Source organism: Thiothrix sp., from assembly GCF_028714775.1.
Lineage (GTDB): Bacteria > Pseudomonadota > Gammaproteobacteria > Thiotrichales > Thiotrichaceae > Thiothrix.
The window spans coordinates 1-15,384 of sequence record NZ_JAQTLS010000039.1; the positions used below are offsets into that span (position 1 = coordinate 1).

A 15,384-nucleotide genomic window follows, 5' to 3' on the forward strand; every position below is an offset into this window, starting at 1 on the left:
AGCCTTCCCCTGCACGGAGCTGCTGCTTGAACTGCGCCAATGTACCCACGTAAGGCGTGTTGTTGGTATGCGAACCTGCCCAACTCCACGGTTCATACCAGTGGACATCGTACAGGATATTATTATCTGCCAGCTTGTACATGCCGATGTCGCTGGGGTGGAAAGACACCTCCACGTCAATCAAATGGTTGCTGTCCACGGCACGGATTTTGTTGATCAGGGTTTGGGCGTAGATAAACCAGTTATTGATGTGCGGTTCGTTAATCAGGTCATAAGCCGCGATGGTGGTTTCATTACGGTAACGCTGGGCGATGGCTACCCACAAATCTTCCAAGCGTTTTTTCAGGTCAGCACGGCTACCAAACCCAGTGAAATCGTTGCTTTGGTAGCCACCGGGTGGGACGTGCATATCCAGTATCAGGCGTAAGCCGTTTTGTTTGGCCCATTGGATATGCCGGTCGACCAATGCCCAACCTTCATTTTTGTAAACACCGGGTGCTGTGCTGCTTTCAAACAGGTTGTAAGACATCATCAGGCGCACACTGTTGAAGCCGAGGTCACGGATTTCTTTATAAGATGCCGCATCAATATTTTTGTACTTGAAATCATCGAGGGGTGGCGGTGGGTCAACATCATTGCCTTGGTCATACAGGTAAACGTTGATCCCTTTCATCAGGAACGGGGTTTTTTGCGTCCCCATCACCAAGCGGTTGCCATCAGCATGGATCAAGGCCGAAGTATCCAGCGTTGCGGGCGGTTGGTAGCCAACCTCGTCTGTGGTCAGTGGTTTCACAAACACTTCATCCACATGGAACGGTTTGTTGGCAGCCCCGCTAATACAGACTTTGAGCGTGTCGGTGGGGGTAAAACTGGCTTGCCACACCCCAAACACTTGTGTCCATTTGTCGGGATAAACCCCGGCATCGTAGCCGGATTGTTCGCCATCCAAAGTGATTGGCTCAGCCCCGTTCTTGATCAAACCAAGGGAAAGGTTGGCAGAGCTGCCCACACCACTGCTCAAGCGTACCCGCGCCCCAAATTCGTAGAGTGTGCCATTTTGCAGGCTGGCGGTGTTCAGGGTGTACAGCGCACCGTAAGGACACCATCCGTAGGCGGAATCCACTTTCATCCCTGCCTGCCCTGCGTAAGTCGCCACTGGGTCAAGCGTGAGGATGGACTTGGTGCTTGTCCACGACAGCGCACCACTTTCAAAACCGCCGTCGGTGATCAGATTACCCGCCATGGCGGCTTGTACAGCCATAACCAACGGCAAGGCGTAAAAACATGCCTTGTACCTTTTCATGGAAATTCCCTCGCCTTTAATCGCATTCGTGTAGAATCGTAACCTATTGTTTTTTCCGCCATCAATCAGGAAAATCAATGTTAACGATATTCACATTTATCATGATGGGCAACCCTGAGATTTGTCAAGTTTTAAGCTTATGCCGGAGAAGAAAACCTCTTACCACCATCCTGATTTGGCGGAAGCCTTGATTCAGGAAACGGAAAACCTGCTGGCGGAAGGCCAGTTGGACAACATCACCTTGCAGCTACTGGGCAAGCGGCTGGGGGCAACCCGTTCAGCCCCCTATCGGCATTTTGCCAGTAAGAACCTGCTGTTTTGTGCGGTGGCAACCCGTGCGTGTGGGCGTTTCCGTGGGCTGCTCCATGCGGTGCGTACCCAAGCAGGATTGCCCCCGGAAGCGCGTTTGCGGCAGATGGTGATGACGTATTTCAGCTTTGCGTTGGAAAACCCCGACCGTTATCGGTTGTTGTTCCGTGAACCGTTGGTTGGCGGGAACCAAACCCCAGAACTGGCGGAGTCCCGCGCCCGTTCGTTTGAGGAACTGCTGCTGATGCTGGATGAATGCCAAGAGGCGGGTGTCACCCGGCAAGGCGACCGGGAACGGCAAGCCCTATTCGTTTGGTCAACCATGCACGGCATGAGCAGCCTGCTGGTGGACAAACACTTGCAATTGGCAGAAGAGGAAGGCAACTGTCTGGCATTCCTGTGTGACTCCATCCTGCGAGGTTTGGCGGTAGCAGTTCCAATGCCGCCATAAATGGTTACGCGGCATCAAGATCAAGCCACGCCCGACGGAAGTGAACAGTTCATGCTCGAAAATCCCTTTCAGGCACAGCTTGCCACGGTTCACCTCCGCATCCGCCACGCCCGCCACGCCCGCCACGCCCGCCACGCCCCGCGATGCGACGGGTTTGCCGTCAGCATTCAAGCCGACTTCGATGGAACAGCCCGTGGAACAATAGCCGCAAGCGGCGTATTTCCATTCTGCCACCTGTTTGTCGGCGATTTTGATCGGGTTCTTCTGGGTTCTGCCAAATAATATAGTAACCCCTTAACAAGCCGCTTCTTCGTTCTCGCCTACCAACTGTAAATACACCTTGCCGTCCTCGACCTTGACCGGAAACACATTGGTGCAACCGTGGTCAGGTGCAAGCGCATTGCCGGAGTACAAATCAATCTTCCAGTTGTGCAGCGGGCAGGTCACGGTATGCCCGTGGACAATCCCTTGTGACAACGGCCCACCGCGATGCGGGCAAGCGTCATGCACCGCAAACACGCGGTCGTCAGAGGCACGGAACACGGCAATGTCCATATCGCGGGTCTTGATCAGGCGCGAACCGAGTACCGGAATTTTGTACAGTTCCACCACTTCTATCCATTTGCTCATTGTTATGTCCTCTTAGGCTTCGATCAGGATTGGGATAAATTCATTGGCTTCTGCACCTTCCGCACGGGCTTTCCACGGGTCGATTTGCGCAGGTTGCTGGGAAATTAGGAAGCGTTCGTACAAGGCTTTGCGCTGCTTCGCACAATCCACCACCGCGTGCTTGATCTTTTCCAGACCAACGCGCTCCACCCACGGGGCGGTACGTTCCAGATAATGCGCATCTTCGCGGTAGAACTGGCAGAACGCGCCCGTGTATTCCAGCACCTCTTCCTCAGTAGCGACTTTGCACAGCAAGTCGGTGACACGTACTTTGATGCCGCCGTTGCCACCGATGTGTAGCTCGTAACCGGAATCGACGCATACCACACCAATGTCCTTGATGGTGGCTTCCGCACAGTTGCGCGGGCAACCGGACACCGCCAGCTTGAACTTGTGCGGCATCCACGAACCCCACGTCAGTTCTTCCAGCTTCACACCCAACCCTGTGGAATCTTGTGTGCCGAAACGGCACCATTCGCTGCCGACACAAGTTTTCACGGTACGCATCGCTTTGCCGTAAGCGTGACCGGAGACAAAACCTGCTGCGCTTAAATCCTTCCACATCGCAGGCAACTGCTCTTTTTTGATACCGAACATATCAATGCGTTGCCCTCCCGTGACTTTCATGGTCGGCACTTCATACTTATCAGCAACGTCAGCAATGGCACGGAGTTGGTCGGAAGTACACATCCCACCAAACATCCGTGGTACAACGGAATAGCTGCCGTCTTTCTGGATATTGCCGTGGGCGCGTTCGTTAATGTAACGCGATTGTGCATCGTCCACGTATTCGGTGGGAAAGGCACACAGCAGGTAGTAGTTGAGCGCGTTACGGCACGTCGGGCAGCCATCAACCGTTTTCCACTCGAAATGGTCACGCACTGCCTGCATGGTTTTCAGGTCGTATTTGAGGATACCGGCACGGATTTCATCGTGGGTGTAATCGGTACATTTGCACAGCGGCTTGGTTTTCGGTGTGGCGGAATATTCCCCTCCTACCGTGTGCGCCAACAGCGATTCGACCAGCCCCGTACACGAACCGCACGAAGCCGACGCCTTGGTGTGAGCGCGGACTTCATCCAGAGTGAACAGTTTTTTCTCGGTAATCGCCTTTACGATGTCGCCTTTGCACACGCCGTTACAGCCGCAGATTTCAGCCGAATCGGGCAGACTGGCAACGTGGGTATCGGGGTTATGCCCGGAATCACCTAAATGGTGCTGCCCGAACAGGATGATCTTGCGCAGGGCGCTGATGTCCGTGCCATCCCTCATCATCTGGAAATACCAACTACCGTCCACGGTATCACCGTACATGACCGCACCTTTGATCTTGTTGTCTTGCACCACCAGCCGTTTATACGTGCCGGAAGCCACATCCTGAAACACCAAGTCTTCGGTCTTGTCATCGCCGACGAAATCACCCGCTGAGAACAACTCAATCCCGGTCACTTTCAGGCGGGTAGAAGTCACCGTGCCTGTGTAACGGGCAATGCCGTATTTCGCCAAATGGTTGGCGGCAACTTTGGCTTGCTCAAACAACGGCGCAACAAGCCCGTAAGCAATACCGCGATGCTGGACGCACTCACCAATAGCGTAGATTCTCGGGTCGGTGATGGTTTGTAGGGTATCGTTGACCACAATACCGCGTTCGCAATGCAAGCCAGCGGCTTTACCCAGTTCAATATTGGGTTTGATCCCGACCGCCATCACCACGAGGTCGGCGGGAATTTCCGTGCCGTTTTTGAAACGCAAGCCCGTGACGCGCTCATTGCCGAGGATTTCGGCGGTGCTGTGTTCCATGAGGAATTTCATGCCGCGCTCTTCCAACGACTTTTGCAGCATAGTAGCAGCAGGCTTGTCGAGCTGGCGTTCCATCAGGGTGTCGAGCAAATGCACAACGGTCACATCCATGCCTTGCTTCATCAAACCGTTGGCGGCCTCCAGACCCAGTAAACCACCACCGATAACAACAGAGTGTTGGTGGTTGCGGGCAGCTTCCAGCATGGTGTCCACGTCTTTAATGTCGCGGAAGCCAATCACACCCTGTTTGTCCGCACCGGGTAGTGGCAGCATGAAGGACAGCGATCCGGTGGCAATAATCAGGCGGTCGTATTTGGCTACCGTGCCATCAGAGGCGATCACTTCGCGGCGGGCGCGATTGATTTGCCCGACCTTTTTGCCTTTGTGCAAGGTGATGCCGTTGTCGATGTACCACTGTTCGCTATTGAGCATGATTTGCTCAATGGTCTTTTCACTCGCCAGCACGGGTGAAAGCATAATGCGGTTGTAGTTACCGTAAGGCTCTTCGCCAAACACCGTGATGTTGTAGGCATCGGGGGCAAGTTTCAGCAGTTCTTCGAGGGTGCGTACACCCGCCATGCCGTTGCCGATCAGTACCAGATTTTCTTTGAGCATTATAAGCCTCTTTCCCAAAAACAAAAAAGCCCTGAACCCGCTGCCGCCAAAAGCGGTTGCAGGGGTTCAGGGCTTCGTTACCCGGATGTAAAACACGCGCCATTGCGTGTTTATGGTGCTTGCCTATACTGGTCGTCGTTGACCGGGGCAAATCCTGTGCATAGCAGTGCAAAATTAGTGCCAAATTCCCTTTTATAAGGCATCACTTATAAAACAAGGCCATTACGGATTGACATGAGCGGGTAATGGAAATAAGCAGAACTATATTGGTGCGAAGAAAAGCACATCTGCACCAATATTGCTCGTATTTTGCTTAAATTGTCGCAAAAGCGACAAGCAGCAATGCACCTTTATGGACTGGCACACTATTTGCATTAAAACCAACATTGAACACTGTCAACGGCGATGGTGTTTGTTACTAACACTGTTTGCCCGCACAATGCCGTGCCGGGATTATCAGGCAAAGAAGCCCTAACACTCGCTGCCAACACTCTTCCGGCGGCTGATGTCAGGGCTTTTTGCGTTTTACGGCTCGCTTTTGACTGGAGACAGCTTTATGTCTGTACCGCAACGCTTTAACTTGTTCGATTTTTCCAAGCCGAACATCCGCACCCTGCATCTGGGGTGGTTTGCCTTTTTCGTCAGCTTTATGGTGTGGTTTGCCCACGCGCCCTTGATGCCTTTTATTCGTGAGGCATTACAACTGACGGATTTGCAAGCCAAGATATTGCTGACGCTCAACGTGGCACTGACGATTCCGGCGCGGATTGTGGTGGGGATGCTGGTAGACCGTTTCGGCCCGCGCATCATGTTTGCTGGCATTTTGGTGTTAGGTGGGGTCATCAGTATCCTGTTTGCAATGGCGCAAACCTATGAGCAGTTGGCATTCATGCGCTTTCTGGCAGGCTTTGTCGGCGCGGGGTTCGTGGTTGGCATCCGACTGATTGCGGAATGGTTTCCGGCCCGCCAAACCGGGTTGGCACAAGGCATTTACGGTGGCTGGGGTAATTTTGGTTCTGCCGGGGCAGCAGGTTTGTTGCCGATTATTGCCACCAGTATTGGTGGCGCAGATGGCTGGCGTTACGGCGTGGTGACGGCTGGGGTAATTGCGATTGTCTACGGCTTCATTTATTACTGGCGGGTACGCAATACCCCCAAAGGCTCAACCTATTTCAAGCCGAAAAAGACCGGGGCAATGGAGGTCAGTAGCGGGTTTGACCTGTTCCTTTACATCATTGCCAATATCCCGATGTATGCGGCGCTGGCAGTGTTGACGTGGAAACTCTCCCCTGCGGGCATGAAATTATTGTCAGGTGGTGTTGCTGACACCATTTATGCAGTATTACTGGCAACCTATCTGGTGCAGGTCTGGCAAATCTGGAAGGTGAATGCACACATCCTCAAAGAACCTGTACCGATGTTGCAACGCTATTCCTTTACCCAAGTGGCTATCTTGAATTTGGCCTACATGGTGACATTCGGTACGGAACTGGCGGTGGTGTCGATGTTGCCGATGTTCTACGTGGATATGTTCGGGCTGGATAAGGTCACGGCAGGTTTGCTGGCAGGTTCATATGCCATCATCAATCTGGTGGCCCGCCCGATGGGTGGCTTGATCAGCGATAAGTACGGCCGCAAAATCACCTTGATCGTGGTGTTCATTGGCATTGCCCTGAGCTTCACCATTTTGGGGCAAGTCAGTAAGGATTGGTCTGTTATGATGGTGATTGCGGCGGCAACGTTGGGTGGTATTTTCTCCAAGGCGGGGTCAGGTGCAGTGTATGCAATGGTTCCCTTGATCCAGCGTCGCCTGACGGGGCAGATTGCAGGTATGTCGGGCGCTTATGGCAATGTCGGCGGGGTCACTTTCCTGACCGTGCTGGCAATGGTGTCTACACCGATATTTTTCCTCACTATTGCGGGGACGGCTGCGGTTGTGCTGGCATTCATCTTGCTATTCCTGCGTGAACCGAGTGGCACAATGGTGGAAGTCCTGCCAGACGGCACGGTACAAATGATTGAGGTCAAGTAATGGGCAAAAGCCTTGCCATCACCTTGGGGCAGCACTCCATTGCCGGGGTCAAACCACAAAATGAGGATTTCCACGGGGTATCTGTCCCCAAGGGGGCAGGTCTTGACAGTAAGGGCATCGCTGTTGTCCTTGCCGATGGGGTAAGTGCCAGCGAAGGCGGCAAGGAAGCCAGCCAGATTGCGGTACGCCAATTTCTGGATGACTATTTCAGCACCCCGGATTCATGGACAGTGAAACACGCCGCCACCAAGGTGTTGGGTGCGCTCAACCTGTGGCTGTATAACCAAGGGCAACGTGAGTACGCAGGTACAAACGGGCTGGCAACTACCTTTTGTGCGGTGGTTTTCAAGTCGCAAACCGCGCATTTGTTCCACGTTGGCGACAGCCGCATTTACCGCTTACGTGAGGGGCGGTTGGAATGCCTGACCCAAGACCACCGCATCCAGTTTGGTAAGGACAGTGCCTATCTCGCCCGCGCTTTGGGGATAGACACGCGCTTGGAGGTGGATTACCGCAGCCAGCCGTTAGCGGTGGGTGATTGCTACCTGTTGACCACCGATGGTGTGCATGATGTGCTGGATATGGAAAGCCTGCAACGCCTGCTGCTAGACAGTGGGCGTGACCCGCAGGTGTGTGCGGGAAAGCTGGTGGAAGCTGCCTTACAAGCGGGTAGCCAAGACAATATCACCTGCCAGATTGCCCGCATTGATAGCCTGCCGGAAGTGGACAAAGACGAATTTTACGGTAACTTGACCCGCCTGCCATTCCCACCCGACCTCAAGGCAGGAAATGTGCTGGATGGCTACCTGATTTTGCGCGAGTTGAATGCCACCTCCCGCAGTCAGGTGTATTTGGCGGAGGATACGCTGGATACTGGGGTAGGCAAGGTGGTGATCAAAACCCCTTCGCAGAACTTCAACGATGACCCACTTTACATCGACTTGTTCCTGCACGAGGAATGGGTAGCGAAGCGGCTGGATTCTCCCCACCTAATCAAGGTGATAGAGCGTGCTAACCGCCCGCGCACGTTCCTCTACAGTGTGGTGGAATACATCGAAGGGCAAACCCTACGCCAATGGATGCTGGATCACCCTAACCCACCCGTCGCCGCAGTCCGCGCCACGGTTGACCAGATTGCGCGTGGCTTGCGCACCATGCATCGGCTGGAAATGATCCATCAGGATTTGAAGCCCGACAATGTGCTGGTTGACCGCAACAACACCCTCAAGATCATTGATTTCGGTTCGACGCGCATTGCGGGTTTGGCGGAAATCCAGAGCGTGTTGCAGCACAGTGCCATTGTGGGTACGGCGAATTATTCTGCCCCTGAATATTTTCGCGGGGAGACGGGAACAAACCGGGCAGATATTTTTGCGTTGGGGGTGATGGCCTACGAGATGTTCACCGGACAGTTGCCTTATGGGGAAATCCAGCCGGAAAAGGCGGCAAAACACAAATTTGTGTATACCTCTGCGCGGTTACATAACCCGGCAGTACCAGAGTGGGTGGATGCCGCATTGAAAAAGGCCACACACCCGAAACTGGACAAACGCTACGGGTTACTGTCAGAGTTTGTGGCAGATTTGACCCGCCCAAATGCTAACTTAGTCATGGAAGGGCAAAGCTGTCCATTGCTGGAACGTAACCCGCTGGTATTTTGGAAGGGTGTCGCCTTACTGGAATGGGTGATGATTGTATGGCTTGTGTACTGGTCGGTTTAGTTGCCATCATTGGTCTATCACAGTGTAGCCAATCGGGCCTTGTATAATATTCTGGAACAGCAAACCAATTGAAATGCCCTACCCCCCTGCAATGGCAGGGATAGCTTCACGCCATCCAACGGTAGTCCCACTAGCATAGCTAACCCACATACATCGTTATTTTAGCTTGGTAGACCGCTTCTCAATAATCCTGCTGGTCTATATTGGCCTCCTGTTTCACGATGTGAACAGTAAATGACGAGTCACGTAATGTGTTCGGGGAAAAGGGCAGGCCAAGCAGCATCAGACCCCATGAGTAACCCCAAATCAGTAGGGATCGGTTTTCTACACGGTGCTGCACCCACGGCATTTGCAATGGAAATAGCAGCAGGGGAAAAGTAGGCTTTGACCTCACAGTGAAGCCGCCCTTCTGATTCATGCCGGGTGAATATGGCGGTATCGTTGGCATATCCGTCCAAGCCATAAGTTTCCCTAAAAAGCCCCTGTAGTTGTTCCAATGCAGGATGCGCCAGCGTGGCATCCCCTAAATTTTTAGTGAACCAAGTGCCCATCAATCTCTGGCCTCAAAGGAAGGGAACAATACGGTTAAATTTTCCCCTAAATAACGTGGCGTATTGACGGTACTTTCTGGTTTTTGGCAAGTCTGCAACACATACCGCTTTACCCTTCTCCCTGCCAGTGAGACTGCCAACTGTTCAATATCCTCCTCTCCCAGCAGGGTTGGATCAACCGTCGTCCTGATCTCGTAATCCACATGATGGGCGTTCAGCAGCAAGTCTAGACTTTCCTCTGCCTTGAACCCACTGCCGACTAACCCGGTAACTTTTTTATAGGCATCGAACGGCGCTTTGATGTCTAGCCCCACCCAATCCACGTAGGGCAATACTTTTGCCAGCCGGGCGGGGATGATCCCCGCCGTGTGCAAGGCAATTTTGAACCCCATTGCCTTCACTTCCAGAATAGCATCCAACAAACGCGGCTGTAGCAGCGGCTCACCACCACTGAACACCACCCCGTCCAGAAACCCGACCCGTTCCTGCAAGAAACACATCACTTCTGCCCATTCCAGCTTGCTGGGGACATCGGTGCGCAGCAAATGCGGGTTATGGCAATAACGGCAATGCCACGGGCAGCCTTGGCAAAACAACACGGCTGCCAAATGCCCTGGAAAGTCGATGCTGGTCAGCGGAACCATCCCACCTAGCTGCAACACGGGCGTTTTCCTGCCAACCGGGGGGGATTTTCCACAAAGGGGGTGCGTTCGGTGTGCTCGCTTTGCTTGCCGGGGTTGAATGAACTGACCGGACGGTGGTAGCCCATCACCCGTGTCCACACTTCGCAACGCTGGCGTTCACTGTCTTCCAGCCTGATCGGTTGCTGAGCGAAGTCGACGCATGGCTGGTTCAATGGCTGCTGCATAAGGATTCCTCTTGTTTTTGGCGTAATAATTCATCGTCACAGCGCGGGCAAAATTCGTGTTCCCCGGCGAGATAACCGTGTTTGGGGCAAATAGAAAAAGTGGGTGTCACCGTGATGTATGGCAGGCGGAAACGTTCCAGACTGCGGCGCACCAATTGCTTGCAGGCTTGTGGGCTGGAAATGCGTTCCTGCATATACAAGTGCAGCACCGTGCCGCCGTTGTACAGCGTTTGCAGCCCATCTTGCAGGCTCAGTGCCACAAACGGGTCATCGGTGTAACCTACGGGCAACTGGGTAGAATTGGTGTAGTACGGGCGTTCCGCTGTTCCTGCCTGCAAAATATCGGGGAAGCGTTTGCGGTCTTCCCGTGCAAAACGGTAAGTCGTGCCTTCTGCCGGGGTAGCTTCCAGATTGTACATGTGCCCTGTTTGTTCCTGAAAATCCCGCAGGCGGCGGCGGATGTGCTGCAATAGGTGCACTGCCAGTGCTTGCCCCGCAGGTTCGGCAATGTGGGAAGTGTCCGCCGTGAAGTTGCGGATCATCTCATTCACCCCATTCACGCCGATGGTAGAGAAATGGTTACGCAATGTCCCCAGATAACGTTTGGTATAGGGGTAAAGCCCCTGATCCATGTGCTGTTGGATCACCTTGCGCTTGATCTCAAGGCTGTCGCGCCCCAGTTCCAGCAGGGTATCCAGCCGCGCAAATAGCCCCGCCTTGTCGCCCCGATGCAAATAGCCTAAGCGGGCGCAGTTGATCGTGAACACCCCCAGCGAGCCGGTCTGTTCCGCCGAACCGAACAGGCCATTGCCGCGCCGTTCCAGTTGGCGCAGGTCAAGTTGCAGGCGGCAACACATCGAGCGCACCATGCCCGGTTCTAACCCCGACTTGAGGAAATTCTGGAAGTAAGGCAAACCGTATTTCGCCGTCACCCGGAACAGCAGGTCGGTGTCCGCACTCTCCCACGGGAAATCACGGGTAATGTTGTAGGTGGGGATGGGGAAGGTGAACACCCGCCCACAGGCATCGCCTTCTTCCATGATTTCGAGGAAAGCGCGGTTGATCATGCCCATTTCCGCTTGGCAGTCGCCGTAGCTGAACGCCATTTCTTCCCCAGCAATTACCGGAATCTGCGGTTTCAGGTCATCCGGGCAAGTCCAGTCGAAGGTCAAATTTGTGAACGGTGTCTGCGATCCCCAGCGCGAGGGGAAATTCAGGTTGAAAATGAACGACTGCATCAATTGCCGCACATACCCATAGCCCATCCCATCCTTGCGGATGTAGGGCGCGAGGTAGGTGTCGAAGGAACTGAACGCTTGTGCGCCCGCCCATTCATTTTGCAAGGTGCCTAGGAAATTGATTGCCTGCCACAAGGCACTGTCCAGATGCTTTGGCGCTTTGGCATCAGTGCGTCCCGGTACGCCATTGAAGCCTTCGTGCAACAAGGTACGCAATGACCAGCCCGCACAATAGCCCCCCAGCATATCAAGGTCGTGGATATGCACGTTGCCCTCACGGTGCGCCTGCCCAATATCCGGCGGGTACACATGGTCGAGCCAGTAGTTGGCAATCATCTTCCCCGCCGTGTTCAGGATCAGCCCGCCCACAGAATAGCCTTGGTTGGCATTGGCATTCACCCGCCAGTCACGCTGTTGCAGGTAACTGTCGATGGTGTCGGCAACCTCCACGCTGCTCATGCCAGCCACGCCATTACCCCCGTGCCTGCCAGCCTGTCCATGTAGCGGGCGCGGTACAGCAGGCGGCGGTGGTCTTGCGTGTCAGTAAAGCCGCTGCGGTCGTGCAGCACATTGTTGCTGACCAGCCCCATGCCCGGTTCAAGCTTGCCCCGGAAAATGTAGGTGGAATCCCTTTCCAGCCAATCGCCCAGGGCTGCCAGCGCTTCGCGGGTCAGCGGGTCATCTTTCCACACCACATTCCTACCCCGAATGGTGTAGCGCATGTGCAAATCACCTGTCGCAGCGTCAACCGAAAATACCGGGCCTACATTTTCCGCACGGGCAACCGTATCACCATCAGTGCGGGCAGGAATGGTCATCACGTCCGGTTGCATCAGTGCACGGATGTAGTCCGGGTTCTGGTCACGCAGGCGCAGATAGGCAATTTCATGATCCAGCAGACGGTTTTCGCCACCTTCCGGCGCACTTTGCACACAATGCAGCAGCAGTGCGTGGATTTGTTGCTGCGGTAGGTTGTAGTAGCCGTCGGTATGCCACTGGATGGCGCGGTTGCTATAAGGGATGTAGTGTTCACGTTCCCCACTATCCGCCGCAGCAACGGTCAGGGATGTCAGCCCATCATCATCCGCCAGCCAATTATGGTCGAGGTGTTGCAAGCCGAATTGTTGCGCCATCCGGTGTGGGATGGAACGGTCGGGGTCATCTCCGGTCTTGCCCGCATAAATCACCATATTGGCCTTGCGGCAGCGTGCCAGCATCGCTTGATGCTCGGCATCGCTTAGGTTGCGTGGGTCGCGGACTTCCACCACCAAATCTTCCAGATATATCGGGTAGTGTTGTAACTTTTGCTCGCGCCAGCATTGGTATAGAGCGTCATTATCAGGTAAGAAAGGGCTATACATCGTTAGTGATACCTCGTTGTGGATACTACATGTGGTATGTTAATACCGAAGAAATTACTATATGTAGAATTCGGGCAAACAACCTTGACTTAAGTCAAGGTAATGAACAGAAAGGAAGCTACACTACGTCCGCATACAAAGTGCAGGGAAGCAGGATATAAAGTGAAGCGATATAACGTTATTATTACCGGGCCTAATGGTGCGGGAAAAACGACAGCAGTGCAGTCTGTCAGTGATGACGGCAAGGCATCATCCACGATGCTAAGTGGTATGCCGGTAGATTATGGTATTGTCAACCTAAGCCCCACAGAACAGGCTCATTTGTACGGCATTTCTGGGGAAGGTTCTTTTGACCCTATCGGGGATGTCCTGATCCAGAGTGCCAGTGGCTTGCTTGTTATGCTGGATAATCGCCGCAATAACCCCTTCCGCGACCTGAAACGCCATACCGCCAAATTTTCCCATCTGTTGGCAAGTCAGCAGGTGGCGGTAGGCATAACCCACTGCGACCATACCCGCACAGAACCTTTGGAGCGTCACCGACAGTGGGCGCAGGACAACCTGCCAATAGTGGTGGAACTGGTTCCGGTTGATGCCCGTAACCAAGCGGACATCCTTGCCCTGCTCACTCAGGTGCTACAATCTTGTCGCCAGCCACCGCCACCACAGCCTGTTGCTTTGCCCACCCTACCGTTGGTAACAGAAATGGCTACACAAGCTATTACCGCCCCAGCCACTACACAACCTGTTGCTTTGCCCACCCTACCGTTGGTAACAGAAATGGCTACACAAGCTATTACCGCCCCAGCCACTACACAACCTGATACTTCACCACCCGACAAAACATTGCTGAAAAGGCTGTGGAATATGGTTTATCTGGAATGAACCTTGCCACGCACCTCGTGAATTCAAGTAATTGCTACCTATAGTCGTTTAACCCCCAGAATTGAGTCAATGTGAACTGCGTATTTAATTTTAGTGCTGGCCCCGCAATGCTGCCGCAACCCGTCCTCGAACAAGCCCAACGTGAAATGCTCAACTGGCAAGGCACGGGAATGTCTGTCATGGAAATGAGCCATCGGGGAGCGGAATTTATGTCCATCGCCGCCCGCGCAGAAGAGGACTTGCGTGACATTATGGGTATCCCACCAAATTATAAGGTGCTGTTCCTGCAAGGTGGTGCTAGCAGCCAATTTGCAATGGTTCCGATGAATTTATTACGTGGTAAATGCACTGCTGATTATGTTGAAACGGGGGATTGGTCATCCAAAGCCATTCAAGAAGCAAAGAAATACTGCAACGTCAATGTAGTAACTTCCACAAAAATCAGTAGATACACCAGTGTTCCGGCATTCACTAGCTGGAATTGCAACCCCAATGCTGCCTACCTTCACTATGCCCCGAATGAAACGATCCGGGGCGTTGAATTCCCATTCGTACCCGAAATCGGCGAAGTGCCACTGGTGGCGGATATGTCTTCCGGTATCCTTTCGCGCCCAGTCAATGTCAATCAGTTCGGGCTGATTTATGCTGGCGCACAGAAAAATATCGGCCCAGCAGGTTTGGTAGTGGTTATCGTCCGTGATGACCTTCTTGGTAACACCGCCAGTGGCACACCTGCCCTGTACGATTACCAAGTGCTGGCTGATCACCATTCGATGTATAACACCCCGCCAACCTATGCATGGTATTTGTCCGGTTTGGTTTTCCAATGGATCAAGCAGCAAGGTGGGGTGGCAAGCCTCGCTACGGCTAATGTCCGTAAAGCCCGGAAGTTATACGCAACCATTGATGCATCCCAAGGTTTTTACCAAAATCCCGTTGACCCACAGTACCGTTCTCGGATGAATGTGCCCTTCATGCTGGCGGATAGGCGTCACGAAAACCTATTTTTGGCGGAGGCACTGGAAGCTGGGCTTACCAACTTAAAAGGGCACCGTTTTCTGGGTGGAATGCGTGCCAGCATCTACAACGCCATGCCTGAAGCGGGTGTCGATGCGCTGGTGAGTTTTATGCAAGGCTTCATACAGCGGCATGGCTAATCCATGAACCTTGCCAAGCACCTCAATACTTTCGGGCAGCACCTGTTACACCGCCACGGCGAACGGGTGCATAAGCTTGCCCTGAATGCCAGTTTCACTTGCCCTAACCGCGATGGCAGCAAAGGGCAGGGGGGATGCACTTTTTGCAATAATGCATCTTTCAACCCGCAAGGCAGGCATCCACCGACGGTCGCACAGCAAATTGCCGCTGGGCGTGCGGTGCTTGCCAAACGCACGGGGGCAAAAAAGTTCATCGCCTATTTTCAGGCTTACACTAATACTTATGCGGCATTGGCAGTGCTGAAGCCCTTGTATGACCAAGCCTTGGCAGAACCCGATGTGATTGGCTTGAGCATCGGCACACGCCCCGATTGCGTCCCCGATGTGGTATTGGATTTACTGGCTGATTACCAAGCGCAAGGCT

Annotated in this window: 13 protein-coding genes and 2 pseudogenes; 6 read left to right on the top strand and 9 right to left on the bottom strand. The window is 53.6% G+C overall.

The annotated features are described in order from the left end of the window. The coding region (locus PHE17_RS20535) for a cellulase family glycosylhydrolase (protein WP_301017795.1) at positions 1 to 1,303 on the bottom strand (1,303 nt) is incomplete at its 3' end. A 139-nt stretch (positions 1,304 to 1,442) separates the two neighbouring features. Here PHE17_RS20535 and PHE17_RS20540 point away from each other — a divergent pair. Next, the gene (locus tag PHE17_RS20540) at positions 1,443 to 2,063 is read left to right on the top strand and encodes a TetR/AcrR family transcriptional regulator (RefSeq protein WP_301017796.1); all 621 of its coding nucleotides are present in this window, start codon (positions 1,443 to 1,445) and stop codon (positions 2,061 to 2,063) included. A gap of 117 nt (positions 2,064 to 2,180) precedes the next feature. Here PHE17_RS20540 and PHE17_RS20545 read toward each other — a convergent pair. The 3 genes and pseudogenes from PHE17_RS20545 to nirB all read right to left on the bottom strand — a co-directional run. After that, positions 2,181 to 2,297 (bottom strand): annotated as a pseudogene (locus PHE17_RS20545) (hypothetical protein); the annotation flags it as partial. A 60-nt stretch (positions 2,298 to 2,357) separates the two neighbouring features. Next, positions 2,358 to 2,693 (bottom strand): nitrite reductase small subunit NirD, encoded by a 336-nt coding sequence (gene nirD, locus PHE17_RS20550; protein WP_301017797.1) that lies wholly within the window; start codon positions 2,691 to 2,693, stop codon positions 2,358 to 2,360. Between the two features lie 12 nt (positions 2,694 to 2,705). Further along, complete coding sequence (gene nirB, locus PHE17_RS20555) at positions 2,706 to 5,147, bottom strand: nitrite reductase large subunit NirB (protein ID WP_301017798.1); 2,442 nt, start codon at positions 5,145 to 5,147, stop codon at positions 2,706 to 2,708. A 556-nt stretch (positions 5,148 to 5,703) separates the two neighbouring features. Between nirB and PHE17_RS20560 the strand changes: the two genes are divergently transcribed. Both PHE17_RS20560 and PHE17_RS20565 read left to right on the top strand, forming a co-directional pair. Further along, positions 5,704 to 7,179: an MFS transporter gene (locus PHE17_RS20560; protein ID WP_301017799.1), complete on the top strand. Its 1,476-nt coding sequence runs from the start codon at positions 5,704 to 5,706 to the stop codon at positions 7,177 to 7,179. Continuing rightward, the gene (locus tag PHE17_RS20565; protein WP_301017800.1) at positions 7,179 to 8,900 is read left to right on the top strand and encodes a bifunctional protein-serine/threonine kinase/phosphatase; all 1,722 of its coding nucleotides are present in this window, start codon (positions 7,179 to 7,181) and stop codon (positions 8,898 to 8,900) included. The genes PHE17_RS20560 and PHE17_RS20565 overlap by 1 nt, the downstream gene beginning before the upstream one ends. Before the next feature lie 242 nt (positions 8,901 to 9,142). Here the strand turns inward: PHE17_RS20565 and PHE17_RS20570 are convergent, their stop codons facing one another. Genes PHE17_RS20570 through PHE17_RS20590 form a run of 5 tightly spaced genes read right to left on the bottom strand, consistent with a single transcriptional unit; the run spans position 9,143 to position 12,918 of the window. Next, entirely contained in the window at positions 9,143 to 9,451 is a 309-nt protein-coding gene (locus PHE17_RS20570) for a hypothetical protein (RefSeq protein ID WP_301017801.1), read from the bottom strand. After that, positions 9,451 to 10,113, bottom strand: a complete 663-nt coding sequence (locus PHE17_RS20575; protein ID WP_301017802.1) for an anaerobic ribonucleoside-triphosphate reductase activating protein — start codon at positions 10,111 to 10,113, stop codon at positions 9,451 to 9,453. Before PHE17_RS20575 ends, PHE17_RS20570 begins: the two co-directional genes overlap by 1 nt. Continuing rightward, positions 10,101 to 10,319 carry an anaerobic ribonucleoside-triphosphate reductase gene (nrdD, locus tag PHE17_RS20580; RefSeq protein ID WP_301017803.1) on the bottom strand — a complete coding sequence of 73 codons (219 nt, stop codon included), beginning with the start codon at positions 10,317 to 10,319 and terminating at the stop codon, positions 10,101 to 10,103. The genes PHE17_RS20575 and nrdD overlap by 13 nt, the downstream gene beginning before the upstream one ends. Further along, positions 10,304 to 12,016 carry a ribonucleoside triphosphate reductase gene (locus tag PHE17_RS20585; protein ID WP_301017804.1) on the bottom strand — a complete coding sequence of 571 codons (1,713 nt, stop codon included), beginning with the start codon at positions 12,014 to 12,016 and terminating at the stop codon, positions 10,304 to 10,306. Before PHE17_RS20585 ends, nrdD begins: the two co-directional genes overlap by 16 nt. Then, positions 12,013 to 12,918, bottom strand: a complete 906-nt coding sequence (locus tag PHE17_RS20590) for a TauD/TfdA family dioxygenase (protein ID WP_301017805.1) — start codon at positions 12,916 to 12,918, stop codon at positions 12,013 to 12,015. Before PHE17_RS20590 ends, PHE17_RS20585 begins: the two co-directional genes overlap by 4 nt. A gap of 162 nt (positions 12,919 to 13,080) precedes the next feature. Here PHE17_RS20590 and PHE17_RS20595 point away from each other — a divergent pair, with 162 nt between their 5' ends. The 3 genes and pseudogenes from PHE17_RS20595 to PHE17_RS20605 form a co-directional block, all read left to right on the top strand. After that, a complete protein-coding gene (locus tag PHE17_RS20595) occupies positions 13,081 to 13,803 on the top strand; it encodes a hypothetical protein (RefSeq protein ID WP_301017806.1) in 723 nt (240 codons plus the stop codon). 71 nt (positions 13,804 to 13,874) lie between these two features. Then, positions 13,875 to 14,960 carry a 3-phosphoserine/phosphohydroxythreonine transaminase gene (gene serC, locus PHE17_RS20600; RefSeq protein WP_301017807.1) on the top strand — a complete coding sequence of 362 codons (1,086 nt, stop codon included), beginning with the start codon at positions 13,875 to 13,877 and terminating at the stop codon, positions 14,958 to 14,960. Between the two features lie 3 nt (positions 14,961 to 14,963). Continuing rightward, a pseudogene (locus PHE17_RS20605) lies at positions 14,964 to 15,384 on the top strand (TIGR01212 family radical SAM protein); the annotation flags it as partial.